Annotated in this window: 24 protein-coding genes and 1 riboswitch; of the genes, 10 read left to right on the top strand and 14 right to left on the bottom strand. The window is 72.1% G+C overall.

Translation table 11 applies throughout. The features are described from left to right. The 3 genes from heR to O9K63_RS11615 are packed head-to-tail and all read right to left on the bottom strand — an operon-like array spanning window position 1 to window position 1,523. Complete coding sequence (gene heR, locus O9K63_RS11625; protein ID WP_277238010.1) at window positions 1-762, bottom strand: heliorhodopsin HeR; 762 nt, start codon at window positions 760-762, stop codon at window positions 1-3. Between the two features lie 12 nt (window positions 763-774). Continuing rightward, window positions 775-1,167, bottom strand: coding sequence for an SRPBCC family protein (locus tag O9K63_RS11620; protein ID WP_277238009.1), 393 nt, complete (start codon window positions 1,165-1,167; stop codon window positions 775-777). 14 nt (window positions 1,168-1,181) lie between these two features. Beyond that, the gene (locus O9K63_RS11615) at window positions 1,182-1,523 is read right to left on the bottom strand and encodes a DUF2200 domain-containing protein (RefSeq protein ID WP_277238008.1); all 342 of its coding nucleotides are present in this window, start codon (window positions 1,521-1,523) and stop codon (window positions 1,182-1,184) included. 127 nt (window positions 1,524-1,650) lie between these two features. Here O9K63_RS11615 and O9K63_RS11610 point away from each other — a divergent pair, with 127 nt between their 5' ends. Further along, a complete protein-coding gene (locus tag O9K63_RS11610; protein ID WP_277238006.1) occupies window positions 1,651-2,901 on the top strand; it encodes an ATP-binding protein in 1,251 nt (416 codons plus the stop codon). A gap of 21 nt (window positions 2,902-2,922) precedes the next feature. After that, complete coding sequence (locus O9K63_RS11605) at window positions 2,923-3,687, top strand: HEAT repeat domain-containing protein (protein ID WP_277238004.1); 765 nt, start codon at window positions 2,923-2,925, stop codon at window positions 3,685-3,687. A 30-nt stretch (window positions 3,688-3,717) separates the two neighbouring features. Here O9K63_RS11605 and O9K63_RS11600 read toward each other — a convergent pair whose 3' ends face one another. From O9K63_RS11600 to O9K63_RS11590, 3 genes are all read right to left on the bottom strand, one after another. Then, complete coding sequence (locus O9K63_RS11600) at window positions 3,718-5,130, bottom strand: acyl-CoA synthetase (protein ID WP_277238001.1); 1,413 nt, start codon at window positions 5,128-5,130, stop codon at window positions 3,718-3,720. Between the two features lie 29 nt (window positions 5,131-5,159). After that, on the bottom strand, window positions 5,160-6,095 hold the full coding sequence (locus O9K63_RS11595; RefSeq protein ID WP_277237999.1) for a dihydrodipicolinate synthase family protein: 936 nt from the start codon (window positions 6,093-6,095) through the stop codon (window positions 5,160-5,162). A 64-nt stretch (window positions 6,096-6,159) separates the two neighbouring features. Beyond that, window positions 6,160-6,540: an ankyrin repeat domain-containing protein gene (locus O9K63_RS11590; RefSeq protein WP_277237997.1), complete on the bottom strand. Its 381-nt coding sequence runs from the start codon at window positions 6,538-6,540 to the stop codon at window positions 6,160-6,162. Window positions 6,541-6,609: 69 nt separating this feature from the next. On the opposite strand from O9K63_RS11590, the gene O9K63_RS11585 reads away from it, so the two are divergent. Both O9K63_RS11585 and O9K63_RS11580 read left to right on the top strand, forming a co-directional pair. Beyond that, complete coding sequence (locus O9K63_RS11585) at window positions 6,610-7,080, top strand: hemerythrin domain-containing protein (RefSeq protein ID WP_277237994.1); 471 nt, start codon at window positions 6,610-6,612, stop codon at window positions 7,078-7,080. Between the two features lie 25 nt (window positions 7,081-7,105). Next, window positions 7,106-7,720, top strand: a complete 615-nt coding sequence (locus O9K63_RS11580) for a maleylpyruvate isomerase family mycothiol-dependent enzyme (protein WP_277237993.1) — start codon at window positions 7,106-7,108, stop codon at window positions 7,718-7,720. Window positions 7,721-7,744: 24 nt separating this feature from the next. Here O9K63_RS11580 and O9K63_RS11575 read toward each other — a convergent pair whose 3' ends face one another. The 6 genes from O9K63_RS11575 to O9K63_RS11550 form a co-directional block, all read right to left on the bottom strand. After that, window positions 7,745-9,334 (bottom strand): phytoene desaturase family protein, encoded by a 1,590-nt coding sequence (locus O9K63_RS11575; RefSeq protein WP_277237992.1) that lies wholly within the window; start codon window positions 9,332-9,334, stop codon window positions 7,745-7,747. A 20-nt stretch (window positions 9,335-9,354) separates the two neighbouring features. Beyond that, window positions 9,355-9,801, bottom strand: a complete 447-nt coding sequence (locus O9K63_RS11570; protein ID WP_277237990.1) for an SRPBCC family protein — start codon at window positions 9,799-9,801, stop codon at window positions 9,355-9,357. A gap of 78 nt (window positions 9,802-9,879) precedes the next feature. Beyond that, the gene (locus O9K63_RS11565) at window positions 9,880-10,497 is read right to left on the bottom strand and encodes a class I SAM-dependent DNA methyltransferase (RefSeq protein WP_277237988.1); all 618 of its coding nucleotides are present in this window, start codon (window positions 10,495-10,497) and stop codon (window positions 9,880-9,882) included. 189 nt (window positions 10,498-10,686) lie between these two features. After that, entirely contained in the window at window positions 10,687-11,496 is an 810-nt protein-coding gene (locus O9K63_RS11560) for a C40 family peptidase (protein WP_277237987.1), read from the bottom strand. A gap of 191 nt (window positions 11,497-11,687) precedes the next feature. Further along, window positions 11,688-12,386 carry a GTP pyrophosphokinase gene (locus O9K63_RS11555; protein ID WP_277237985.1) on the bottom strand — a complete coding sequence of 233 codons (699 nt, stop codon included), beginning with the start codon at window positions 12,384-12,386 and terminating at the stop codon, window positions 11,688-11,690. A 139-nt stretch (window positions 12,387-12,525) separates the two neighbouring features. After that, a complete protein-coding gene (locus O9K63_RS11550; protein WP_277237982.1) occupies window positions 12,526-13,527 on the bottom strand; it encodes an NlpC/P60 family protein in 1,002 nt (333 codons plus the stop codon). Beyond that, a riboswitch (cyclic di-AMP (ydaO/yuaA leader) is annotated at window positions 13,525-13,687 on the bottom strand. Its footprint overlaps the gene before it by 3 nt. 238 nt (window positions 13,688-13,925) lie before the next feature. Between O9K63_RS11550 and O9K63_RS16795 the strand changes: the two genes are divergently transcribed. The 3 genes from O9K63_RS16795 (at window position 13,926) to O9K63_RS11530 (ending at window position 16,454) form a co-directional block, all read left to right on the top strand. Beyond that, window positions 13,926-14,879 (top strand): GNAT family N-acetyltransferase, encoded by a 954-nt coding sequence (locus O9K63_RS16795; protein WP_346771026.1) that lies wholly within the window; start codon window positions 13,926-13,928, stop codon window positions 14,877-14,879. Between the two features lie 121 nt (window positions 14,880-15,000). Beyond that, complete coding sequence (locus O9K63_RS11535) at window positions 15,001-16,038, top strand: NAD(P)-dependent alcohol dehydrogenase (protein ID WP_277237980.1); 1,038 nt, start codon at window positions 15,001-15,003, stop codon at window positions 16,036-16,038. A gap of 209 nt (window positions 16,039-16,247) precedes the next feature. Then, window positions 16,248-16,454, top strand: coding sequence for a hypothetical protein (locus O9K63_RS11530; RefSeq protein WP_277237978.1), 207 nt, complete (start codon window positions 16,248-16,250; stop codon window positions 16,452-16,454). Window positions 16,455-16,649: 195 nt separating this feature from the next. Here O9K63_RS11530 and O9K63_RS11525 read toward each other — a convergent pair whose 3' ends face one another. Both O9K63_RS11525 and O9K63_RS11520 read right to left on the bottom strand, forming a co-directional pair. Continuing rightward, entirely contained in the window at window positions 16,650-17,948 is a 1,299-nt protein-coding gene (locus tag O9K63_RS11525; RefSeq protein WP_277237977.1) for an MFS transporter, read from the bottom strand. Next, window positions 17,945-19,168 (bottom strand): M20 metallopeptidase family protein, encoded by a 1,224-nt coding sequence (locus O9K63_RS11520; protein ID WP_277237975.1) that lies wholly within the window; start codon window positions 19,166-19,168, stop codon window positions 17,945-17,947. Before O9K63_RS11520 ends, O9K63_RS11525 begins: the two co-directional genes overlap by 4 nt. Before the next feature lie 120 nt (window positions 19,169-19,288). Here O9K63_RS11520 and O9K63_RS11515 point away from each other — a divergent pair, with 120 nt between their 5' ends. The 3 genes from O9K63_RS11515 to O9K63_RS11505 are packed head-to-tail and all read left to right on the top strand — an operon-like array spanning window position 19,289 to window position 22,291. Further along, window positions 19,289-20,314 carry an Lrp/AsnC family transcriptional regulator gene (locus O9K63_RS11515; protein ID WP_277237973.1) on the top strand — a complete coding sequence of 342 codons (1,026 nt, stop codon included), beginning with the start codon at window positions 19,289-19,291 and terminating at the stop codon, window positions 20,312-20,314. A 13-nt stretch (window positions 20,315-20,327) separates the two neighbouring features. After that, window positions 20,328-21,587 (top strand): glutaminase, encoded by a 1,260-nt coding sequence (locus O9K63_RS11510; RefSeq protein ID WP_277237971.1) that lies wholly within the window; start codon window positions 20,328-20,330, stop codon window positions 21,585-21,587. Continuing rightward, complete coding sequence (locus O9K63_RS11505; RefSeq protein ID WP_277242313.1) at window positions 21,587-22,291, top strand: alpha/beta hydrolase; 705 nt, start codon at window positions 21,587-21,589, stop codon at window positions 22,289-22,291. The genes O9K63_RS11510 and O9K63_RS11505 overlap by 1 nt, the downstream gene beginning before the upstream one ends. Window positions 22,292-22,440: the final 149 nt, after the last annotated feature.

Here is a 22,440-nt window from a genome sequence, read left to right as displayed (position 1 = left end):
TCAGCCGGCGAGCGATCCGCCGAAGATCTGCCATGCCAGCGCGCTCTTGGCCACGAGACTGAGGACGAGGTATGCCTTCTCGCCGTACGCGTAGTCGGCCCAGCGACCCAGCCGCCGGTACTGCAGCCACTGGTTGAGGGCGAAGCTCATGAAGAAGATGAACAGCGAGACGATGATCCCGAGCACGAAACCGGGCACCTCGGCGGCGCCGAGCGTGTTCGTCAGGATGGCGACCCACGGGGCCGCGCCGGCGATGCAGCCGAACCAGAAGGGCAGCATCGTCGTACGGCTCCGTCCGGGAGGGTTCATCACCTCCTGCAGCCAGCCGAAGAGGATCATCGCGACGTTCGCCCCGATGATGAGGGTGACCTCGGTGATCCCCGTCAGGCCGGTGTAGAAGCCGATGAGGATGATCATCAGTGTCGCGCTGACCGAGTACTCGACCCAGCGGAACCGGTTCACGCCGGCGCGCAGGTCGGCCTCGTAGCGTCCGCGCAGCAGGGTGCCGGTCAGCAGGTGGTCCACGGCGGCCAGGGCGAGGAAGACCGCGATCGCCGGACCGATCGGGACATCGAACAGGTGCTCGGGCGCGGGTGGCGCGGTGCCCGGTGGCCCCTGGGGGTACTGCGAGGTGACCCCGATGGCGAAGTCGGTGGCCAGGACCAGCACGCCGACCGCTTGGGCAGCGTGCAGGACCGCGAGGGCGAGGTTCCAGATCCGCAGACGGCTCAGGCGCGCGTCGGTGACGCCGGTGGCTTCCATGCCCTCACTGTGTCACTGCGCACGCACGAGCCGTCGGAGGGCGAGCGTGGCGACCCGGGCGTATGCCCGACCGACTACGGGCGGGCCGGTGACCTCCAGCCAGGTCTCGCTGCCCGTGGGGTGGGGGCGCACGCCGTGCACCAGGTGGAGGCGCAGCCCCAACGCCACGACCTGCCACGACCAGGTGTGGTCGGCGACGTCGACCTCCTCGATCGTGAAGGGGACGCCGCTCCCGGCGACGGTGCGCACCACCCTCTTCGTCCCCGGGCGCAGCGTCGGGTGCTCGTACTCGACGGACCGGATCTGCGGCGACCACGTGGGCCACAGCGCTGGTCGGGTGTACCGCTGCCAGACGGTCTCCACCGCGGCCGCGCCCGCGACGCTCACCCGAGCGGTGGAGCTCATCTGGTCCTCCCGCCTCAGCCGCGCAGGACCTTGGCCATGGCCTTGCCCTTGGCCAGCTCGTCGACGAGCTTGTCCATGTAGCGGATCCGGCGCATGAGCGGGTCCTCGACCTCCTGGACCTTCACGCCGCAGACCGAGCCGGTGATGAGCGACGCGTCGGGGTTGAGGGTCGCCGCCGCGAAGAAGTCCTCGAACGTCGTCCCCTCGTCGAGGTGCCGCTGCAGCTGCTCCTGGTCGAAGCCGGTCAGCCATCGGATCACCTCGTCGAGCTCGTCCGTCGTGCGGCCCTTCCGCTCCACCTTGGTCACGTAGTGCACGTAGACGGAGGCGACGCTCATGGTGAAGACCTTGCTCATGTGGCGAGCGTATCCGAGTGCAGTGTCTCGGCCACTGGCTGGAAGTCGTGCGCCTTCACTGCTGAAGGTAGAGCAGCGGTGCTGCTAAAGGTAGCGCATCAGAGCGGCTAACAGTAGCGTTGCGTTCATGGTCTACCTGCGCAGATTCGTTGACACGGAACTCGATGAACTTCTGCCGCTCGCCGGTGCGATTGCCTTGGAGGGTGCGAAGGGGGTGGGTAAGACCGGTACGGCACTGCGGCGTGCGTCGACCGTGCTGATGCTCGACGACCCGGCTCATCGGGATCTGGTCGCCGCAGACCCGATGATGGCCGGGCTCGAGGTAGGAACCGTCCTCATCGACGAGTGGCAGCGAGTGCCCGAGGTGTGGGACGCAGTGCGGCGTGGTGTCGATGCCGGGGCGCCCCCGGGCCGATTCCTCCTGACCGGCAGTGCCACTCCCACGCCCGGCGTCGACACCCACAGCGGCGCGGGCCGGATCCTGTCTGTGCGCATGAGACCGATGAGTCTGCCGGAGCGCGGCGTCACCGAGCCGAGCGTCTCGCTGGGGGAGTTGCTCGAGGGGCGCTGGGTCGCTCCCGCAGGCCGTACCCGGTGGCGCGCCGGGGACTACTTCCTGGCCATTGAGAGCAGCGGTCTACCGGGGCTGACCAGCGCACCCGCCCGGCTTCGTCGTGCACAGCTGGACGGCTATCTGGAGCGTGTCATCGACCGAGACCTGCCCGAGCAGGGACTGGCCGTCCGTCGTCCGGCCACGCTCCGGCGCTGGCTGTCCGCCTATGCCGCTGCATCATCGACCACGACGTCCTACTCCAAGATTCTCGATGCCACTACCGCGGGCGATGGAACGCAGCCCGCCAAGACGACGACCATCGCCTACCGGGACCACCTGAGCCAGCTCTATCTCTTGGACCCAGTACCAGGATGGAGTCCCAGCCGTAGTGCGATCTCTCGCCTCCAGCAGGCCCCGAAGCACCAGATCGCCGACCCTGCGCTCGCCGCCCGGCTGCTCGGCCTCGATGCCACCGCGCTGGGGAGTCCTCGCGGTGCACACATGGCTGGTCAGCTGTTCGAGTCACTGGCCACGCTCACGGTACGTGCTGCGGCCCAGACTGCGCAGGCGAGGGTGGGTCATCTGCGCACGCGCAACGGTGATCGGGAGGTTGACCTGGTCGTCGAGGCGGACGACGGCCGCGTCGTGGGTGTCGAGGTCAAGCTGGCAACGACAGTCAACGACGCGGATGTCCGCCACCTCCTGTGGCTGCGCGAGAAGCTGCCGACCGAGGTTGTGGATCTCGTGGTGATCACGACGGGTGACCGAGCCTATCGCCGCAGGGATGGGGTGGCCGTCGTCCCACTGTCCCTCCTGGGCGCGTGATGGACCGGTAGCGTGCGGTCGATGGCCACCTCCGACTCCCTCGAGAAGGCACTGCGGGCAGCCGTGCACGAGGACTCCTCCGTGCGCCAGCGCGCGGCCCTGTACCTCGGCATCCACGCGGACGACTCGGTGGCCCGCGAGCTGGTGTCGCTGCTGATCTCCGAGCCGGACTTCTACGTGCGCGAGACCCTCACGTGGGCGGTCGTGACCCGCGCCGACGCGACCTACCCGCTGCTCGTCGACGCCCTGCAGGACACCGGGCGGGAGCGCGTCCAGGTCCTGCACGCCCTGAGCAAGATCCGTCGCCCCGAGTCCGTCGCCCGGATCCTGCCGCTCGTCGACGACCCCGATGAGCACGTCGCCGCCAAGGCCCGCTGGGCGCTCGGTCGCACCGCGACCCCCGGTGCCGTCTCGGCACTGATCGACCACCTCGGCGAGCAGGAGGACTTCTGCCGCCGCGAGCTGACCCGCGCGCTCGAGCAGGCGGGCGCGGCTGCCGTCGACGGTCTGGCCGCGCGGCTGGTCGAGGCCACGGAGCCGTCGGTGCGCAGCCACGCGGCCGAGGTGCTCGTGGGGATCGGGGACCCCGACGCCCGGCCGGCGGCGGACGCGCTCGTCCACGCCCTCGAGCACGACGACAAGCAGGTCGTGGTGCCGGCGATGGAGGCCCTGGCGGCCCTGGACGTGCCGGGCGTCGACGAGAGGCTGACCCGGCTGCGCGAGGGGGAGGACCAGTGGCTCTCGATCACCGCCGGCTGGTTGCTCGAGGACCGCGCCCGGCGGTGATCCGCCTGTGGCCGGCTCACCCGGAGCGCGTCAGTCGACGCCGTCGAGCTGCTTCTTCTGCACCTTGCCCATCGCGTTGCGGGGCAGCGAGTCGGTGAAGCGGATCTCGCGCGGGCGCTTGTGCCACGACAGGTCGCGCGCGACGTGCGCCGTCAGCGCCTCGGCCACGGGCTCGTCGGCGGCGCCCGAGGGCACGACCCAGGCGACGACCCGCTGGCCCAGGTCCGGGTCGGCGACCCCGGCCACGGCGACCTCCGCGACCTCCGGCCGGGCGAGCAGCGACGCCTCGATCTCACCGGCGCCGATCCGGTAACCGCCGGACTTGATGAGGTCGACCGACTCCCGGCCGACGATCCGGTGGAAGCCCCCTTCGTCCCACGCGGCGAGGTCACCGGTGACGAACCAGCCGTCCTGCGTGAAGGACGCCGCGGTCGCCTCGGGGCGACCCAGGTACCCGTCGAAGACCATCGGTCCACGGACCTCGAGGCGACCGATGGTCTCCCCGTCGTGCGGGACGAGCGTGCCGTCCTCGCCGCGGATGCGCGTCTGCGCGCCCGCGACCGGCAGTCCCACCCAGCCCGGCCGGCGCTCGCCGTCGGCGCGGGTGCTGAGCGTGATCATCGTCTCCGTCATCCCGTAGCGCTCGACCGGCGCCTGACCGGTCAGCTCGCGGATGGCGTCGAAGACGGGGACGGGAAGGGGGGCGCTCCCGGAGACGAGCAGCCGCGCCCCCGCGAGGGCCCTCGCGGACCCGGGGTCGGCCGCGATGCGCGACCAGACCGTCGGGACGCCGAAGTACATCGTGCCCGGCGTCGCCGCGTAGCGCTCGGGGCCGGGCCGGCCGGTGTGCCGCAGCCGCGCTCCGACGCGAAGGGGGCCGAGCACCCCCAGCACGAGCCCGTGGGTGTGGAAGAGCGGGAGCCCGTGCACGAGCGTGTCGTCCGCGGTCCAGTCCCACGCGTCGACGAGACCGTCCAGCCCGGCCGCGAGGGTGGCGTGGTCCAGGGCGACGCCCTTGGGCGCGCCGGTGGTGCCGGAGGTGTAGAGGATGATGCCGGTCGCGTCGGCCGGTGGGGTGGGCAGCGTCGCGTCGCTGCGGGCCCCGAGGTCGACCGGCACGTCGGGCAGGGTGAGCCCGTCCGGTCGCGGTCCGACCCACACGCTCGCGCCCGAGTCGCGCAGGAGGTGCTCGACCTCGCCCGGCCCGGCATCCGGTGGCACGGGTACGGCAGGCACCCCGGCCAGGAGGCAGCCCACGACCGCGACGACCGTCTCCATCCGGGGGGTCGCGTGGACGGCGACCGGACCCGCATCGGGGAGCGCGGCGGCGAAGGCGGTCGCGGCCGCCCGCAGCTCCTCGCTCCCCAGGGTGGTCCCGTCCACCTCGACAGCGTCCGGGCGGCCGGGGTCCTCGAGCAGTGCGCGGAGCAGCGGTGCCGTCATGCCGGGGAGGATACGCGTGGCCGACGTCCTCATCGGATGAGGTCATCACCGAGGAGGTCGTCTTCCCGCAGCCGGGTCACGGCCCCGGCCAGCTCCCTGCGCGCGGCGTCGTCGAGCCCCAGGACGGGGCGGGGGAGATTCGGGTGGCGCACGAGGCCGAGCTGCTCGGCCAGTGCCGAGACGACGCGGTAGCTGCCGTACCTCTCGAAGAGGGCCCACAACGGCTGGTGCCGGCGGGACAGCTCGAGCGCACGGTCGGGCCGGTCGGAGCGGGCGGCCGCGACGATCGCCAGGCACGTCCTCGGCAGGACCCCGGCCAGGACGCTGTACCAGCCGTCGCAACCGCCGACGAGTGCCTCGGCGGCCACCGGGTCGCCGCTGATCCCGACCGTCACGTCCGACGGGAGGTGCGACCGCAGGGCGGTGAGCCGCCGGGCGACGGCTGCGGCGCCCCCTTCGACCGGGGGGAGCTTGACCGAGGCGACGCGGGGGAGCGCCGCGATGCGGCCGTGCAGCTCGTCCGTGAAGGTGAACCGGGTCGTCCCCGGGTTGTCGTAGACGACGATCGGCACCGACGAGGCGGCGTCGAGGTCCTCGAAGAGCCCGAGGACCTCCTCCGACGTCAGCGGTTGGTACGACACGGGCGCGAGGAGCAGGGCGCTCGCGCCCGCGGCCTGGGCGTCCTCGGCGTGCCGGAGCGCCTCGCGCGTGCTGGTGGCACCCACGCCGGCGATGACGGGCGTCCCCCCGGCCTCCGCGACGCTCATCCCGACGGTCCGACGCCGCGCGTCCCGGTCGAGGTAGGCATAGCTTCCCGTCGACCCGAGGGCGGCGATCGAGTCCACCCCTGCGGCGGCGAGTCGCTCGACGAGACCGCGGTAGGCGACCTCGTCGATGCCGCCGCCGGACTCGTCGACCGGGGTGAGCGGGAAGGCGCTGAGGCCGGTGAATGCTCGTGGGGTCATCCCGGCAGCCTGCCACGCGCGTCGTGGGCGGAACCGCTGACGCCGTCCAGCCCTCGCGCGTCCCTCAGGCGGGTGGCAGCAGGTCGGGGCGCCCGAACATCTCCGCGGTCGCTCGGGCCGTCGGTTGCCCGGCGTCGGGATCGGCGCCCTGCTCCAGCAGGACGGCGACGACCTCGTCCTCCCCCTTGAAGACGGCGCCGGCCAGCGGCGCCTGGCCGCGGTCGTTGAGGGCGTCGACATCGGCTCCTCTCCGGGCGAGCGCGCGCACCAGATCGGCATGGCCGTGGTAGGCGGCGAGCATGAGCAGGGTGTTGCCGGACGGGTCCGTCAGGTCGGCCGGCGCCCCCGCATCGAGATAGGCCCCGAGCTCGTCGGCGCGTCCCTCGCGCGCCATGTCGAAGAGCTGGTGGGCGAGCTCGATCGCGTCATCGGGTAGATCGCTCATGGGGTGAGTGTGCCCGGCCGGGAGGCTGTATTGTCACTAGTCGGACCGTACTAATTGAGGGAGGGCGTCATGGGCGGCGTGGCCAGGGATCTCGAGGCGGAGCACCACAGCATCGACGACCGCCTCGCGGAGTTCGTCGCGGGCCTCGACGAGGGGCAGGTGCAAGCGGAGGTCTTCCGCGCGTCGGCGAGGGAGCTGCAGCACCACATCTACGTCGAGGAGGCGCACCTCTTCCCGCCGCTGCGGGCGGCCGGGATGATCCCGCCGGTCCTGGTCATGCTCCGGGAGCACGGGGAGATCTGGGGCGTCCTCGACGCCGTCGAGCGTCTCCTGGCCGACGACCACCCGGACATCGCCTCCCTTCGTCGGGAGTGCGGCCGCCTGGCGGCGCTGCTCGAGGCGCACAACCTCAAGGAGGAGCAGATCCTCTACCCGGCTGCCGACGAGAGCCTCGCGGCCGAGGACCTGGAGCAGGTCTCGATCTCGCTCGTCGACGGGGAGCTGCCGCCGGGCTGGCGCGCCGAGATGGCCTCGCGCTGACGGGTCGGACTGCGAGGATGGCGGCATGAGTGACACCTGGTCGATCGTGCACGCCGAGCGCCGGGCCCTCGTCGAGGACCTCTCCCAGCTGACCGACGCGCAGTGGGAGCACCCTTCGCTGTGTGCGGGGTGGTCCGTCCACGACGTCGCCGCGCACCTGGTCAACAACGCCCTGGCCACCCCGGTCGGGGTCCTCTGGGCGATGGTGCGGGCCGGGTTCGACTTCGACCGGCAGAACGATCGTGGGGTGCGGCGCCAGCGCGGGGCCACCCCGAGCGAGACCCTCGAGCGGCTGGACCGCGTCGTCGGACGCACCTCCGGCCCGCCGGCACCGCTCGACAGCCGCCTCGTCGAGGAGGTCCTCCACGGTGAGGACATCCGCCGTCCGCTGGGCATCCAGCACGAGTACTCGCCGGAGGCGGTCCTGCGGTCCCTGCGCTACCAGGCCCGCACCCCCCGGGCGCTGGGCGGCGGCAAGGACGTGGCCCGGCAGGTCGGCCTGCACGCCACCGACGCGGACTTCAGCACGAGTGACGGTCCCGAGGTCACCGGCCCGGCGCTGTCGCTGCTCATGGCCATCTCCGGGCGGACCGTCGCCCTCGAGGACCTCCACGGTCCCGGGGTCGCGGTCCTGCGCTGAGCGTAGGGCGGTGATCGGTCCCGGTCACCACGGGAGGAGGCTGCGCACCCGGGCGTGCGCCAGCGCCGCCCGTGCCGCGTTCGCCCCCGGGGCGCCGTGGACCCCGCCGCCCGGGTGGGCCGAGGCCGACCCGAGGTAGAGGCCCGTGATCCCGGTCTCCGCCCGCCCGGCCCCCGGCACCGGGCGGAAGACGAGCTGCTGGTGCAGCTGGGCGGTGCCGCCGTTGATCGCCCCGCCGACGAGGTTGGCGTCGTGGGCCTCGAGCTCGTGCGGCCCGAGGACCCGCCGGGCGGTGACCCGCGAGCCGAAGCCGGGCGCCAGCCGCTCGATCCGCGCCTGCATCCGGTCGGCGAAGCGCTCGCAGTCGTCGTGGCCCCAGTCGCCCCGGATGCCGCCGTCGCCGGCGTCGGTGCGCGTCACCTGCGGCACGTGGGTGTAGGCCCACATAGACTCGGTGCCCGCCGGTGAACGGGTGGGGTCCGAGGTGGTCATCTGCCCGGCGAGGAGGAAGGGGTCCGAGGGGATCGCGCCCGCCGCGACCTGGCCCAGGGAGTCGGTCATCTGCTCGACGGAGTCGGCGATGTGCACCGTGCCCGGGGCGAAGGGGGGCTCGCCCGCCCACGGGACGGCCCCGTCGAGTGCCCAGTCCACCTTGACCGTGGCCGGGTCCCACGTGAACCGCTCCATCCCCTTCGCCGTCCGGGTGGGGACGTCCCGCGCATCGAGCAGGCTCCCGTAGAGCGCGGGCGCGCTCACGGTCGCGATGACCGCCCGGCCGACCGGGATGACCTCCCCGTCCGCGGTGCGCACGCGTGCGGCGCGGCCGTCGACGACGTCGATCCCGGACACCTGCGTGCCGCGGCGGATCTCGCCACCGAGCGACTCGAGGCGCTGGGCGAGGGACAGCGTGAGCTGGTGCGCGCCGCCCTCGGGGACGGGGTAGCCGACCGTCTGCCCGAGCATCGTCAGCATCAGGGCCATGAGCGAGGACCCGGGCGCGTTGAGCGGGATGTCGGCATGGCCGGCGTTCCCCGCGAGGAGCAGCCGCGGTGAGCGCCCGCCGAAACGGTCCTGCACGAACTGCTGCACCGGGGTCAGCAGGTCCTTGACGAAGCGCAGCCCGCCGACCGCGGGCAGCCGGGTGAGCCCGCCCGCCGCCGCACGCACCGGAGGCAAGGGGGTGAGCAGCCCGCCCACGAGGTGGTCGCCGATGCGGTCCCACGTCTCCGACAGCCGCAGCCAGGCGTCACCATCGCCGTGGTGCTGCGCCTCCATCGACGCCGCGGTGACCTCCCGGTCCCGGTGGAGGATCGCCCACTCGCCGTCGGGGGTCGGGTGCCCGAGCACGGCCGGCGCGTGCCGCCACCGCAGCCCGTGGTCCTCGAGCCGGAGCGAGGTGATCGCCGGGGACGCGGCAGCCAGCGGGTAGAAGGCACTGCCCGTGTCGTGGACGAAGTCCGGGTGCACGTCCCGCGAGCTGTGCACGGCGCCCCCCACCTCGGGCGCGGCCTCGAGGACGAGCACCGACCATCCCGCGTCGGCGAGGTGGTTGGCGGCGACGAGGCCGTTGGGTCCGGCACCGATGACGACCGCGTCGGGGGCTGTGCTGGGCATGGCGCCATCCTCCTCCGGGATCAGACCGAGCGGTGGGTGCGGCCCTCGACGAGGAGGGCGAGCCGATGCAGGGTCTCGGTGTTGCGCCAGGCCAGCCCCGGCTCCCTCACCACCGCGGGGAGGAACCGGCCGGGACCGGAGGTGGCGTCCTCGAGGATGGTCACCTCCGTCTGCCCCTCGGAGGGGGTCAAGGTGATGAGGACCTCCGCCTCGCCCATCGGCCAGGCGCGGGCCCGCAGGCGCAGCGCCGCCTCCTCCTCGCAGGCGAGCACCTCGGTGTCGTCGTCGATCAGACGGGGCCAGACGCCGACGGAGTGGTGGATGCGACTGCCCTCGGCGGGCCAGTCGGGCTCCACGTCGCGCATCCGGGAGGCACCGACGACCCACAGGGGGAAGAGCCAGCCGTCGGCGAGCACCTTCCACACGTCGGCTGGTGAGGCGTTGATGATTGTCGTGTTCTCTGACATCGGCTGCTCCGTGGGGTCGGGGTGGCAGATCTACCCGGGGCGCGGCCGTCCATGCGGGACCGGGCGCGCGGGCACTCCTCAGGGCCGGCGACCGACCGCGAGGAAGACGGGGTAGGTGGCGTCGTCGCGGGTGACCGAGGAGCAGTCCGAGACGCTGACGTCGGTGAACCCGGCCTGCTCCAGCGATGCCTGCAGGCTGCTGCGGTCGAAGCCGTGGTGACCGTCGAAGTCGTGGTCGTGGAAGGACCCGTCCTCCTTGTCCAGGTCGGCGATGCACAGGTGGCCGCCCGGGTCGAGCATCTCGAAGAAGGCCCCGAGCACGACATCGAAGCTCTTCACGTGGTGCATGACCATCGACGAGACCACCAGGTCGTAGCGGTCGGTCGGGACCGGGTGGCTCTCCAGGTCGAGGTCCGAGACCCGGGTCGGCGAAGGGAGGACCCCCGCCTCGACCTTGTCGGCGAGGACCTGCCGCATGCCGGAGGAGTTGTCGGCCAGCGTGAGGGTCGGCTCGATGAGCTCGTCGAGCAGCGCGATGGTCACCAGGCCGGTGCCGGCGCCGTACTCGAGGACCCGGCTGCGCGGGGCGAGCGGGACGGCCGCGGCGATGCCGCGTGCGACCTCGCCCGACTGCCGGGCCTTGTCCGGGTCCTCGTCCCAGGTGGCGGCCTTGTCGTCGAAGCTGTGGGTGCTCATGGCCACCAGCCTGCCACTTGCCGCTCGACGTGCGAGCGCCCCCACTGCTGCGCCCGGTGGTGTGGACCGGACCTCGACCGGGTGGGCCGGCCCAGAGCGCCTGGTGGCTGGCGTTGAGCAGCCGCAGCTTCATCCGCGCACGACGAGGGGCCCCGACCAATGCCGGTCGGGGCCCCTGCGCGGGATGGATCAGAAGCGACCGTAGGTCACGTCGTCCGTCCAGATGTCGCGCTTGGTGACGGTCGAGCCCTCCGTGCCGGAGTCGTACATCTTGCCGTCGCCGGCGTAGATGCCCACGTGGTAGGCGGGCGAGCCGAAGAAGACGAGGTCGCCCGGCTGCGGGTTGGACACCGGGGTGGCCGCGGCCTGCTGGTCGCCGGTCATGCGCGGGAGGTCGATCCCGTGCTGGGCGAAGACGTACTGGGTGAAGCCGGAGCAGTCGAAGCCGGACGGGTCCTCGCCGCCGTACACGTACGGGGTCCCCACGAGGCTCTCGGCCGTGCCGAGGAGCGAGGAAGCCTCGGCGTCCCCCTCGACGGAGGTGGTGCCACCGCTCGTGGCGGTGGCGTCCGCGTCGCCGGACGTGGACCCGGTCGCACCGTCCAGGCCCATCGCGGAGCCGGTCCGCGGGCCCACGACGCCGTCGGCGACGAGGCCGTTGTCGCCCTGCCAGGCCTCGACGGCCTGCTCGGTCCCGGCGCCGAAGACGCCGTCCTGGGTGGCGCCGACCTCCTGCTGGATCTCCTCGACGACGGCTCCCGTGTCACCCACGCGCACGTAGTCGTCGAAGCCCGACGAGTCGCTCGACACCGTCGAGCTCGTCGGTGCCGGCGCACTGCCGGTGGGGCCGCCCGCGTTGGCGGAGGCGCTCGTCGCGGTCATGGTGGTCGCGCCCAGGCTGAGGGCGGCTGCGGCGAGGACGCCGACTCCGGCGCGCTGGGTCGTGCTCGGGGCCGTGCGGACCGCGCGGTGGCGCCCGGCGTAGAACGTGGTGGTCATGCGAGTCTCCTCACGCCTGCGGGACCACCGGCTGCCGGGGGCCCGCTCCTGCCTGTGTCGAACAGGGGACCGCCGGGGTCGGCAGGACACGGCGGTCCCGACGGGGTTCCGCTGCCTCGCGGAACCGCGGACCACCGTAAGCCATCAGGTCACGAAATGGTAACGACAGGCCCTCGTCGTGTGACTTCTCGTCAGCGGCGCTCGCGGTCGTGGACCCGGCCCTCGACCGGGCTGGCCTCGGCGTCACCGTGGACCGCTCGGAGCAGGTCGGCCATCTCCTCGTCCATGCGGGCCGCGGTCGCGGCCGCCTCGGTGATCCGCCGGCGCAGGCCGGAGGGGACGTCACCCTCGTACTTGTAGAAGATCTTGTGCTCCGTGCTCGCCCAGAAGTCCATCGCGACCGTGCGGAACTGCACCTCCACGGGGACCTGCACGGGTCCCGAGGACAGGAAGACCGGGATCTCGAGGATGACGTGGAGGGAGCGGTAGCCGTTGGGCTTGGGCCGGGCGACGTAGTCCTTGACGGTGCGCACCGTGATGTCGGGCTGCGCGGTGAGCGAGTCGACGAGCCGGTAGAGGTCGGCGACGAAGGGGGAGACCACGCGGATACCGGCGATGTCGGTGATGCCCGCGCGCAGCGCCTCGATCTCCAGCTCGACGCCCTGCCGGTCGGCCTTTGCGATGATGCTCTCGGGACTCTTCAGCCGGCTCGAGATGTGCTCGATCGGATTGTCCTGGTGCAGCTCGGTGAACTCCTCGCGCAGGATGTCCAGCCGGGTGGCCACCTGCTCCATGCCGAAGCGGTAGCCGAGCATCATCCGGGTGAAGTCCTCGCGGATCCGGGCGAAGTGCCGCACGGACTCATCGGACAGCTCGGGTATCCCGCTCATGTCGTCTCCGCAGCCTCGGTGTGCATCGCTCACCACCCTAGAGCGCCCCGAAGAGGGGGCCCCACCGCCTCCGCCCGGTTACGGCGGTCCCACGACGAAGGGCCCCGACCGTGGTGGTCGGGGCCCTTCGTGGGGTGGATCAGACGCGACCGTAGGTCACGTTCGAGGTCCAGATCGCGCGCTTGGAGACCGGCACGCGGGAGTTGCCGGAGTCGTACATCATGCCGTTCCCGGCGTAGATGCCCATGTGGTACGCGGGGGCCCCGAAGAAGACGAGGTCACCCGGCTGCGGCGAGGAGACGCGCGTGGCGGCCTGGCGCTGCTGCTCGGCCGTGCGCGGCAGGGAGATGCCGTGCTGGGCGAAGACGTACTGGGTGAAGCCGGAGCAGTCGAAGCCGGAGGGGGTCGTGCCGCCGTACCGGTACGCGATGCCGACGAGGCCCGCCGCGGTGTCGAGGACCGAGCTGTTGCTGGAGATCGCGGTGCGGGTGGCGGTGCGCGAGGCGCGGGTGGGCGAGGACGAGGAGGATCCCTGCAGGCCCATGGCCGAGCCGGTGCGCGGGCCGACGACGCCGTCGACGGCCAGGCCGTTGTCGGCCTGGAAGCGCTTGACGCCCGAGAGCGTCGCGGGGCCGAAGACGCCGTCGACGCCGGTGCCGACGGCCCGCTGGACCTCGCGGACGAGGGAGCCGCGGTCGCCGTAGCGGACGACGCCGGTGAAGTTCGAGGTGCTGCTCGCGGCGCGGGTCGAGGTGCTGGAGGTCGAGCCGCCCAGACCCATCTCCGAGCCGGTGCGCGGGCCGACGACGCCGTCGACGGCCAGGCCGTTGTCGGCCTGGTAGTCCTTGACGGCCGAGAGCGTCGCGGGGCCGAAGATGCCGTCGACGCTCGTGCCGACGACGCGCTGGATCTGGCGCACCACGGAGCCGCGGTCGCCGTACCCGACGATGTCGGAGAAGGCGCTCGTCGTGCTCGTGACCGACGGCGCGCTCACGGTGGCCGGTGCCGCGGAAGCGGTGCCGGTGGTGAGCAGGGCGGGGGCCGTGAGACCGAGCGCTGCGGCGGCGGCGACGCTCAAGCCGGTCTTGCGGAGGGTGGGCTGCTGCGGCGCGCGGTGGCGACCGGCATAGAACTGAGTCATCGTGCTCTCCTGCGCCTGCGGGGTTAGCTGTCGGGTTGGGATGGAGACATCCCGTCCGTGGCCCGGGTGTCCGGGCCGGAAGGACTTCACCCCGAGGCCTGTCGGCCAGAGGTCCTGGGTCCCCCGTTCCTGCCACTTCCTGTTTGCGCAGATCCGATCTGGGTGGCAGGACTCGGCGACCAGAGCGGTCCACCGCTGGATGCGGTGGCGAGGACGAGACTAGCCCATCAGGACACGAAATGGTCACGGTGGTGTCAAGAATTCTGAACGCCGCGTTCAGGTAACGGTCAGGTTCGCTCGGGATGCGCTATGTCAGGGGACTCGGGGCCGTCAGCGGCTGGCGGAACCCCCGGCTGCGGAGGTGACCGATCGCCCCTCCGGCGGGCATCCTGAACGCCGTGCCCACCCCCTTCCTCCCGATCCGCACCGAGCGCCTGAGCCTGCGATCCCACGCCGCGTCCGACCTCGACGCCCTGCTGGCCTACTACTCGATCCCCGACGTCGCGCGCTACCTCCTGACCCACCCGTGGTCGCGGGAGTCGGGTCGCGAGGACCTCGCCAAGCGCCTCGCGCGCACCGGTATCGAGGCGCCGACGCGCGCCCTCGCCCTCGTCGTCGAGCACGAGGGCCGGGTCATCGGCGACGTCGCCCTGTGGGCCACCGACGAGACCGGGGCGAAGGGGGAGATCGGCTGGACCTTCCACCCGGAGGTCGCGGGGCGCGGCTTCGCGACGGAGGCGGCGGCCGCGGTCCTCGAGGCCGGCTTCACCCACTACGGGATGCACCGCATCGCCGCGCAGATGGACGCGCGCAACACCCGCTCGGCAGCCCTGTGCGAGCGCCTCGGGATGCACCTGGAGGCGCGGAGCCGGCAGGACTGGTGGAGCAAGGGGGAGTGGACCGACTCCCTCGTCTACGCCGCCCTGGCGTCGGACCGCCCGCGCGGGGCCGGAGACGCGATCGTCGTCAGCGCCGTCGTCCTCGCCGACGCGGACGGGCACGTGCTCACCGTCCGCAAGCGGGGGACGACCTCCTTCATGCACCCGGGCGGCAAGCCCGAGGCGGGCGAGAGGCCGGAGCAGTGCGCGGTGCGCGAGGTCGAGGAGGAGCTGGGGCTGGTGCTCGAGCCGGAGCTGCTCGACCTCGTCGCGGTGCACCGCACCGCGGCCGCCAACGAGGCCGGCCGTCCGCTCCTCGCCAGTGTCTTCAGCCACCCGCACCTGAGGGGGCGCTCCCGGCCGGAGGTGGTGCCGGCGGCCGAGATCGAGGAGGTGCGCTGGCTCGACCCGGCCGCCGACCTGCCCGACGACGCCGCGCCGCTGCTGCGGCTGCTGGTCGCGCCCGACGCCTGACGCAGATTCGCCTGTCCTAGCCTGTGGTGGTCCACGCCACACCCGACACATGGTTTGCCGATGACGCGGGTGAGGGGTTGACTGGGCAGGATCCCCCTTCGTCCACGAGAGGAGCGCACCCGTGCGCACCGTGAAGGCCTGGGCGGCCCCCTCCGCCACCGAGCCCCTGTCCCCGACGACCATCGAGCGCCGCGACCTCGGCGAGCACGACGTGCTCATCGAGATCGCCTACGCCGGCATCTGCCACAGCGACATCCACACCGCCCGCAGCGAGTGGGGCGAGGCGCCCTACCCCCTCGTCGTCGGCCACGAGATCGCCGGGACCGTCGCCGAGGTCGGCTCCGCGGTGACCAGCCACGCCGTCGGGGACCGCGTCGGCGTCGGCTGCCTGGTCAACTCCTGCGGTGAGTGCGACGCCTGCAAGGCGGGGAACCAGCAGTACTGCCCGCAGCAGATCGGCACCTACGCCGCGACCGACCGCGACGGCACGGTCACCCAGGGCGGGTACTCGACGCACGTCGTCGTCACCGAGGACTTCGTGCTGCGCATCCCCGACGGCCTGGAGCTCGACGTCGCCGCGCCGCTGCTGTGCGCTGGCATCACCACCTGGTCGCCGCTGCGCCGCTGGCACGTCGGCGAGGGCACGAAGGTCGCCGTCGTCGGCCTCGGCGGGCTCGGCCACATGGGCGTGCAGCTCGCCGTCGCGCTCGGCGCCGAGGTGACCGTGCTGTCCCAGTCGCTGAAGAAGCAGGAGGACGGTCTGGCCTTCGGGGCCGTCGACTACCGCGCGACGAGTGATGAGGAGACCTTCACCGACCTGCGCGGGAAGTTCGACCTGATCCTCAACACGGTCAGCGCGAAGCTGCCGATGAAGAAGTACCTGTCGATGCTCGCCCCCGAGGGCACCGTGGTCAACGTCGGTGGCCCGGTCGAGCCCTTCGAGGTGCCGGCCTTCTCGCTGATCATGGGCGGCAAGTCCCTCGCCGGGTCCAACATCGGCGGCATCCCCGAGACCCAGGAGATGCTCGACTTCTGCGCGGAGAAGGGCATCGGCGCCAAGATCGAGGTCATCCCCGCGGAGAAGGTCAACGAGGCCTGGGACCGCGTCGTCGCCTCCGACGTGCGCTACCGCTTCGTCATCGACGCCGCGACCATCTAGGGGCCGTCTCCGGACGGAGTCCTGACCCGCCGTCCACCCCCTTCGTCTGCTCGCCGCCACCGGCGCCGCCGTCCTGCTCGCCGGGCCGGTCGCCGTTGCCGTCCCGTCGACCGCGCTGACCGCACCGAGCGCCACGGCCTCGGCCGCCACCGCCACGCCGCTCACCGTCGTCGCCCACGGTCCACGAGGTCCCCGAGCAGGAGGTCGTCATGGCCCGCCTCCAGGGGCCGTACAGCCTGATCACCGAGGCGCACACCCGGATCGATGAGTTCGTCCGGGCCGAAGGGCTCGCGCTCGCGCCGCGCCACGACCTGGATGATCCGATCGGTGTCCTGGGACTCAACCGCTACCTCAACGACTGCTCCGACACCGCGGAGGAGGACCTGTTGGCCAGGGCCTGCATGCCGCTGGCCTGAGGTGACTCACCCCCTTCGCTCAAGGGCGAAGGGGGTGAGGCGTCCGCCGACCAACGGGTGATGGCCGGGTCGTCTTGGCCGGCCCGGGAAACCCGCGAGTGACCGGCTTGTGGCGCGGTCGTTCTCGGATATCCCGGTCATCCGAGGGCGTCTCGGGCAACCATGGCGTCAGCGAGGGCTGAGTGTCCGGCTGGGTCAGCCGTCGTGCAGGTTCTTCCCCTTCGTCTCGGGCATCGTGGCGATGACCGCCGCCGAGACCAGCAGCAGGGCCACGGTGTAGCCGACGAAGGCCGAGGGGCCGACGTTCGCGCCCAGCCACTCCTGCAGGTACGGAGCCGTGCCCCCGAAGGCGGCGACGGCGATGGAGTAGGGCACGCCCACCCCGATCGTGCGGATGCTCGTGGGGAACATCTCCGCGAAGACCGCCGGCACGATCGCGCAGGCAGCGGCGATGAAGATCAACGCCACGATCATCGCGACCGCGAGCTGGAGGGCGGAGTCCTGCAGGTAGGCGTTCAGCGGGAAGGACACCGCGGCGATGCCCAGGGCGCCGATGAGCAGCACCGGCTTGCGGCCGATCCGGTCGGACAGTGCGCCCCAGGCGGGCAGGAGCGCGATGAAGACGAGGTTGGCCAGCACGCCGACCCACAGGGCGGACGAGGCGTCGATGCCCAGCGAGGCGATCGCGCGCGCGGGGGCTGCGATGGCCCACGTGTAGAAGGCGATCGTCAGGCCGACCGTCAGGCCGATCACGCGCAGGGCGGAGACCCGGTGGGTCCAGATCTGCCGCCACAGGCTGGGCCCGGACTTCTCGGCCCGTGCGGCGCTCTCGAAGTGGTCGGTCTCGGTGAGGCGCGAGCGCATGACCAGGGCGTACAGGCCGAAGACGCCACCGATGGCGAAGGGGATCCGCCACCCGTAGGACACCATCTGGCTCTGGGTCAGCAGCGTGGTGAGGACCGCACCCGTGAGCACCCCGGCGACGTTGCCGATGGTTCCGGAGACGTAGATCAGGCTGGCCCACAGGCCACGGTTGCCGTCCTGGGCGTACTCGGAGACGTAGGTCTGGGCCGACGGGAGCTCGCCACCGTGCGCCAGGCCCTGCACCAGACGGGCGAGGACCAGCAGGAGCGAGGCGAGGACGCCGATCTGGCCGTAGGTGGGGGAGACCGCGATGAGGATGCTGCCGGCCGCCGCCGCGCCGACCGTCGAGGTCATCGCCAGCCTGCGACCGCGGTGGTCAGCGATCCAACCGAAGACGAAGCCGCCGAGGGGCCGTGCCAGGAACCCCACCGCGAAGACGGCCAGAGTCGACAGGAAGGCCGACACCGGGTTGGCGGGGTTGAAGAACTGGGTGGCGAAGAACGGTGAGAAGACCGCGAAGATCCCCCAGTCGAACCACTCGAGCGCATTGCCGATCCCGGTCCCGATGATGGTCTTGTTCTTGCCGCGGGACTCCTTGCCGGTCCGCGGGGGAATGACGGTGGTGCTCATGAGGTGCTCCTGGTGGTGGCGGTGGACAGGCGCCGGGTGGCGAGCTCGGCGAGGAGGGCGGCGCCGTCGGGGAGGACGGAGTCGTCGAAGACGGCGTGGGGGGAGTGGTTGTAAGGGGCGGTCGCCGGGTCGCGGCCGTCGGGGACGGCACCGAGACCGATGAAGGTGCCGGGCACCTCGTCGAGCACCCGGGAGAAGTCCTCGGACCCGCCCAGGGGGTGGGTCATCTGCGCACCGCGGCCCTCGTCGAAGACCTCCGTGATCGTCTCGGCGGCGAAGGCGGTCTCGTCGACGTCGTTGATCGTCACCGGGTACTCGGGCTCGTAGCGGACCTCGACCTCGACGCCGTGTGCGTGCGCGATTCCTTCGATCAGGCGGGGCAGGGCGGCGGCCAGCTGGTCACGCGTGCGCTCCGAGAAGGTGCGGACCGTGGCCTCCAGGGAGGCGGTCTCGGGGATGACGTTGCGGCGTGTCCCGGCGCGCAGGGCGCCCACGGTGACGACCGCGGGGTCGAAGATGTCCACCTGACGTGTGACGACCGTCTGCAGCGCGGTGACCATCTCGGCGATCGCGGTGACGGGGTCCCTCGCCAGGTGCGGTGCCGAGCCGTGGCCGCCGGCACCGTGTACCTCGACGACGAGCCCGTCCGAGGCGGCCAGCATCGGCCCCGGCTTGGTCCGGAACTGTCCCGCACGCTCCAGGGCGGAGAAGACGTGCAGCCCGAAGGCGGCCTCGACGCGGGGGCCAGCGGCATCGAGGACCCCTTCGCGGACCATGTGCGCGGCGCCGTCCCACCCCTCCTCCCCGGGCTGGAACATCAGGACGACGTCACCGGCGAGCCGGTGCTGCTCCTCCGCGAGGAGCCGCGCGGCACCCACGAGCATGGTGGTGTGCAGGTCGTGCCCGCAGGCGTGCATCGCGCCCTCGACCCGGGAGGCGAAGGGGAGACCGCTCGCCTCCTGCACGGGTAGAGCGTCCATGTCACCGCGGAGGAGGACGGCGGGGGAGGCCCCCTTCGCTCCCGCCGTGCCGCGAAGGACCGCGGTCACCGACGTCGTCGAGTCGCCCAGCGAGATCTCGAGGGGGAGGCCGTCCAGCTCGCGGAGCACGCGCTCCTGGGTGCGTGGCAGCCGGAGCCCGATCTCGGGCTCGCGGTGCAGGTCGCGACGCAGACGGGTCAGTTCGTCCGCCATCGTGGATGCGTCGTCCAGCAGGGTCATCGGTGGTGCCTCCGGCGTCGTTGCTCGGTCCCTCGGATCGCACAAGTGTGGAATCGTGGCCACCTCGGTCCGTGGATTTTGATGTTTCCGTGACGATGAACGGCATTCCAAGGAGGATCCGTGCAACCGACTGCCTTCGACGAGCTCGATCTGCAGCTCCTCCACGGCCTGCAGATCGCGCCCCGGGTGTCCTGGGCCCGGGCAGCCCGGATCCTGCAGACCTCGCCGGTGACCCTGATGGGCCGCTGGGACCGGTTGCGCTCCCAGGGTCTGGCGTGGGTCGTGGCCCACCCGTCCGGGCACGACGAGGTGCTCACGGCGTTCGTGGACGTCGACCTCGAGCCGGGCGCCCACCGGGAGGCCGTCACCGCCCTCGCCCGCGACCCACGCGCCATGTCGATCGAGCAGAGTGCGCGGGGCCGGGACCTGTCGCTGACCGTCATGGCGCGCGACCTCACCGCGCTGTCCCGCTACCTGCTCGACGTCCTGCCGTCGGTACCGGGGGTGCAGCGGCAACGGGCCAGACTGGCGCTGCAGATCCACCGACAGGGCAGGGACTGGCGGCTGAACACCCTCGACACGTCCCAGCGAGAGGGCTTCGAGGCTGCACGCCAGCACGTGGCACCGTCCGGCAGGCACCTGCCCCGGGACCCGCAACCGATCATCGAGGCCCTCGCGCTCGACGGGCGGGCCGGCGCCGCGGAGATCGCCCGGGCGACGGGCCGCAACCCCGCGACCGTGCGCCGACACCTCGCGCGGATCGTGGGGTCGGGCGCGCTGTCGTTCCGTTGTGAGATCGCCCAGGACCCCACCCTCTGGGGACTGAACTGCACCTGGCTCATCCGGGTGCCGGAGGAGGCGAAGCAGCGGGCGGTCGCCGCGCTGGCCACGCTTCCCGAGATGCGGCTGTGCGTCTCGACGACCGGCGACACCAACCTCCTCGTCGCCGTGTGGGCGCGCTCGGCATCCGACCTCATGCGGCTCGAGCGACTCCTCGGCGAGCGGATGCCGTGGCTCTCGCTGGTGGAGTCCGTCGTCACCCTGCGCACGGTCAAGCGGTTCGGCTGGCTCGTCGGTGACGGCGACCGAGCGACCGGGGAGGTCGTCGCCCCGGCAGTCATCGGGGACGCGACCAACGCGTCGTGACACGATCGGGCGCATGGAGAACCCGGTACCCGACTACCTCCAGGAGGTCGCGGCAGCATGCACCCCACACCGCGGAGGGTCGCCCGCCTCCTACATCCCCGAGCTGGCATCGGTCGACCCTGATCGGTTCGGCGTCGCTCTGGCCACGCTCGACGGCACCGTCTACGCGGTCGGGGACAGCGACGTCGAGTTCACGATCCAGTCGATCTCCAAGGCCTTCGTCTACGGCCTGGCGATCCGCGAGCACGGGCTGGAGGCGGTCCTGGACACGATCGACGTCGAGCCCTCCGGCGACCCCTTCGACGAGCTCTCGCTCGAGCCGGGCACCGGCCGTCCGAGCAACCCGATGATCAATGCCGGAGCGATCACCGCGCACACGCTCATCGGCGACGGCGCCGACCCGGAGGAACGCTTCGAGCAGATCCGGGCACACCTGTCCGCCCTCGCCGGCCGCGAGCTGACGGTCAACGAAAAGGTCTGGCAGTCCGAGCTCGCGACGAGCGACCGCAACCTCGCGATCATCCACATGCTGCGCAACCACGGCACCATCACCGAGCCGGCCGGGGAGATCATCGAGTCATACACCCGCCAGTGCGCCATCAACATCACGACCCGCGACCTCGCCACCATGGCCGCGACCCTCGCCAACGGCGGCGTCCAACCGGTCACCGGCCAGCGGATATACGAGCCGCCCCTCGTGCGGCACGTGCTGTCGGTCATGCTCACCTGCGGCATGTACGACTCGGCCGGGGACTGGGCCTCCTCCGTCGGCATCCCCGCCAAGAGCGGGGTCGGCGGCGGCATCATCGGCACCCTGCCCGGTCAGGTCGGCATCGCCTCGTTCTCGCCGCGCCTGGACGCCCACGGCAACAGCGTGCGCGGCGTGGAGACCTTCGCGCGGCTCTCCCGCGACATGGGTCTGCACCTGATGGCCGTGGCCCCGCCGGCGCGGGCGGTCATGCACTCCTCACGGGTGGAGCGCGTGGGCGAGGACCTCGTGCGGATCTACGAGCTCGCCGGCACGATCGGCTTCTCCGGAGCGGAGCGGGTCGTCGAGCGGATCTCGGCGAATCCCCCGGAGGAGCGCATCGTCGCCTTCGACCTCTCCCGGGTGCACTCCGTGCGCAATGTCGCCCGCCGGATGCTGCTGGAGTGCCTGCGTCGACTGCGGCTCGAGGGGCACGAGGTGCGCCTGCTCGACGAGGAGGGCGTGCTCCCCGACCCGGACCTCGGTAACGGGGCGCCGGTGGCCCCCCTTCGCTCGGGGGCGTGATGCTGCGGCGCCTGATCTACCCCGTCCCCGCCTACGACGGTGCGGAGCACGAGACGACGAAGGGTGGGACCCACCTCCTCCACCGGCCCGCCCCGAGCGGTGGCCGGACGGTCGTCTACATGCACGGCAACGGCTCCGACCTCGCCTCCATCAGCCCGCTCGCCGACCTCTTCGCCCACCACGGGCTCGGCTTCGCGGCGGTGGAGTACCCGGGCTACGGGCCGGCCGCCGAGCAGCGGACCACCCAACGGGCCATCCTGGGCGCGGCCGTCGACGGGCTGACCCACCTGCGCGAGCAGGGGCTCAGCGCGCCGGAGACCGTGCTCGTGGGGGAGTCGCTCGGCTCCTCCGTCGCGGCCCACCTCGCCGCGGACGGCCACCTCACGGACGACGAAGGGGGCGGCCGCCTCGTCCTCGTCTCGCCCTTCACCTCGATGACGGCGATGGTGCGCCGGGTGGTGCGGGTCTTCCCGCGTCTCCTCGTGCCGGACCGGTGGGAGACCGACGTGCTCGCGCCGCGGATCGGCGTGCCGACGCTGCTCGTGCACGGCGCGCAGGACTCGCTCGTGCCGCCGCAGATGAGTGCTGCGCTCGCCGCGGTGATCCCGGACGTGCACCGGGTGGTCGTCGAGGGGCGGGACCACAACACGCTCTGGGAGGCGCCGAGCGAGTGCCTCGAGGTCGTCGCCGACTTCGCCCGCTGACCCTATTCCTTGGGACCGCGCAGCGCCCACGTGCTCGATGACACGATGGCGCCCATCGCGCCGCTCGGCGATCTACACCTTTGTCGCGCCCGAACGGCCAGCCGACGTTGGAACAGACTCCACGACCTCGAGTTTACGAGGAACGGGGT

The organism is Janibacter cremeus, from assembly GCF_029395675.1.
Classification (GTDB): domain Bacteria; phylum Actinomycetota; class Actinomycetes; order Actinomycetales; family Dermatophilaceae; genus Janibacter; species Janibacter cremeus_A.
The sequence above is the reverse complement of the archived record's forward strand: the minus strand, read 5'-3'. Positions and strand labels throughout refer to the sequence as shown.

Excerpts from the sequence above, each read along its gene's own strand:
- heR (WP_277238010.1), bottom strand. The coding sequence starts at position 762 with ATGGAAGCCACCGGCGTCACCGACGCGCGCCTGAGCCGTCTGCGGATC.
- O9K63_RS11620 (WP_277238009.1), bottom strand. The coding sequence starts at position 1,167 with ATGAGCTCCACCGCTCGGGTGAGCGTCGCGGGCGCGGCCGCGGTGGAG.
- O9K63_RS11615 (WP_277238008.1), bottom strand. The coding sequence starts at position 1,523 with ATGAGCAAGGTCTTCACCATGAGCGTCGCCTCCGTCTACGTGCACTAC.
- O9K63_RS11610 (WP_277238006.1), top strand. The coding sequence starts at position 1,651 with ATGGTCTACCTGCGCAGATTCGTTGACACGGAACTCGATGAACTTCTG.
- O9K63_RS11605 (WP_277238004.1), top strand. The coding sequence starts at position 2,923 with ATGGCCACCTCCGACTCCCTCGAGAAGGCACTGCGGGCAGCCGTGCAC.
- O9K63_RS11600 (WP_277238001.1), bottom strand. The coding sequence starts at position 5,130 with ATGACGGCACCGCTGCTCCGCGCACTGCTCGAGGACCCCGGCCGCCCG.
- O9K63_RS11595 (WP_277237999.1), bottom strand. The coding sequence starts at position 6,095 with ATGACCCCACGAGCATTCACCGGCCTCAGCGCCTTCCCGCTCACCCCG.
- O9K63_RS11590 (WP_277237997.1), bottom strand. The coding sequence starts at position 6,540 with ATGAGCGATCTACCCGATGACGCGATCGAGCTCGCCCACCAGCTCTTC.
- O9K63_RS11585 (WP_277237994.1), top strand. The coding sequence starts at position 6,610 with ATGGGCGGCGTGGCCAGGGATCTCGAGGCGGAGCACCACAGCATCGAC.
- O9K63_RS11580 (WP_277237993.1), top strand. The coding sequence starts at position 7,106 with ATGAGTGACACCTGGTCGATCGTGCACGCCGAGCGCCGGGCCCTCGTC.
- O9K63_RS11575 (WP_277237992.1), bottom strand. The coding sequence starts at position 9,334 with ATGCCCAGCACAGCCCCCGACGCGGTCGTCATCGGTGCCGGACCCAAC.
- O9K63_RS11570 (WP_277237990.1), bottom strand. The coding sequence starts at position 9,801 with ATGTCAGAGAACACGACAATCATCAACGCCTCACCAGCCGACGTGTGG.
- O9K63_RS11565 (WP_277237988.1), bottom strand. The coding sequence starts at position 10,497 with ATGAGCACCCACAGCTTCGACGACAAGGCCGCCACCTGGGACGAGGAC.
- O9K63_RS11560 (WP_277237987.1), bottom strand. The coding sequence starts at position 11,496 with ATGACCACCACGTTCTACGCCGGGCGCCACCGCGCGGTCCGCACGGCC.
- O9K63_RS11555 (WP_277237985.1), bottom strand. The coding sequence starts at position 12,386 with ATGAGCGGGATACCCGAGCTGTCCGATGAGTCCGTGCGGCACTTCGCC.
- O9K63_RS11550 (WP_277237982.1), bottom strand. The coding sequence starts at position 13,527 with ATGACTCAGTTCTATGCCGGTCGCCACCGCGCGCCGCAGCAGCCCACC.
- O9K63_RS11530 (WP_277237978.1), top strand. The coding sequence starts at position 16,248 with ATGGCCCGCCTCCAGGGGCCGTACAGCCTGATCACCGAGGCGCACACC.
- O9K63_RS11525 (WP_277237977.1), bottom strand. The coding sequence starts at position 17,948 with ATGAGCACCACCGTCATTCCCCCGCGGACCGGCAAGGAGTCCCGCGGC.
- O9K63_RS11520 (WP_277237975.1), bottom strand. The coding sequence starts at position 19,168 with ATGACCCTGCTGGACGACGCATCCACGATGGCGGACGAACTGACCCGT.
- O9K63_RS11510 (WP_277237971.1), top strand. The coding sequence starts at position 20,328 with ATGGAGAACCCGGTACCCGACTACCTCCAGGAGGTCGCGGCAGCATGC.
- O9K63_RS11505 (WP_277242313.1), top strand. The coding sequence starts at position 21,587 with ATGCTGCGGCGCCTGATCTACCCCGTCCCCGCCTACGACGGTGCGGAG.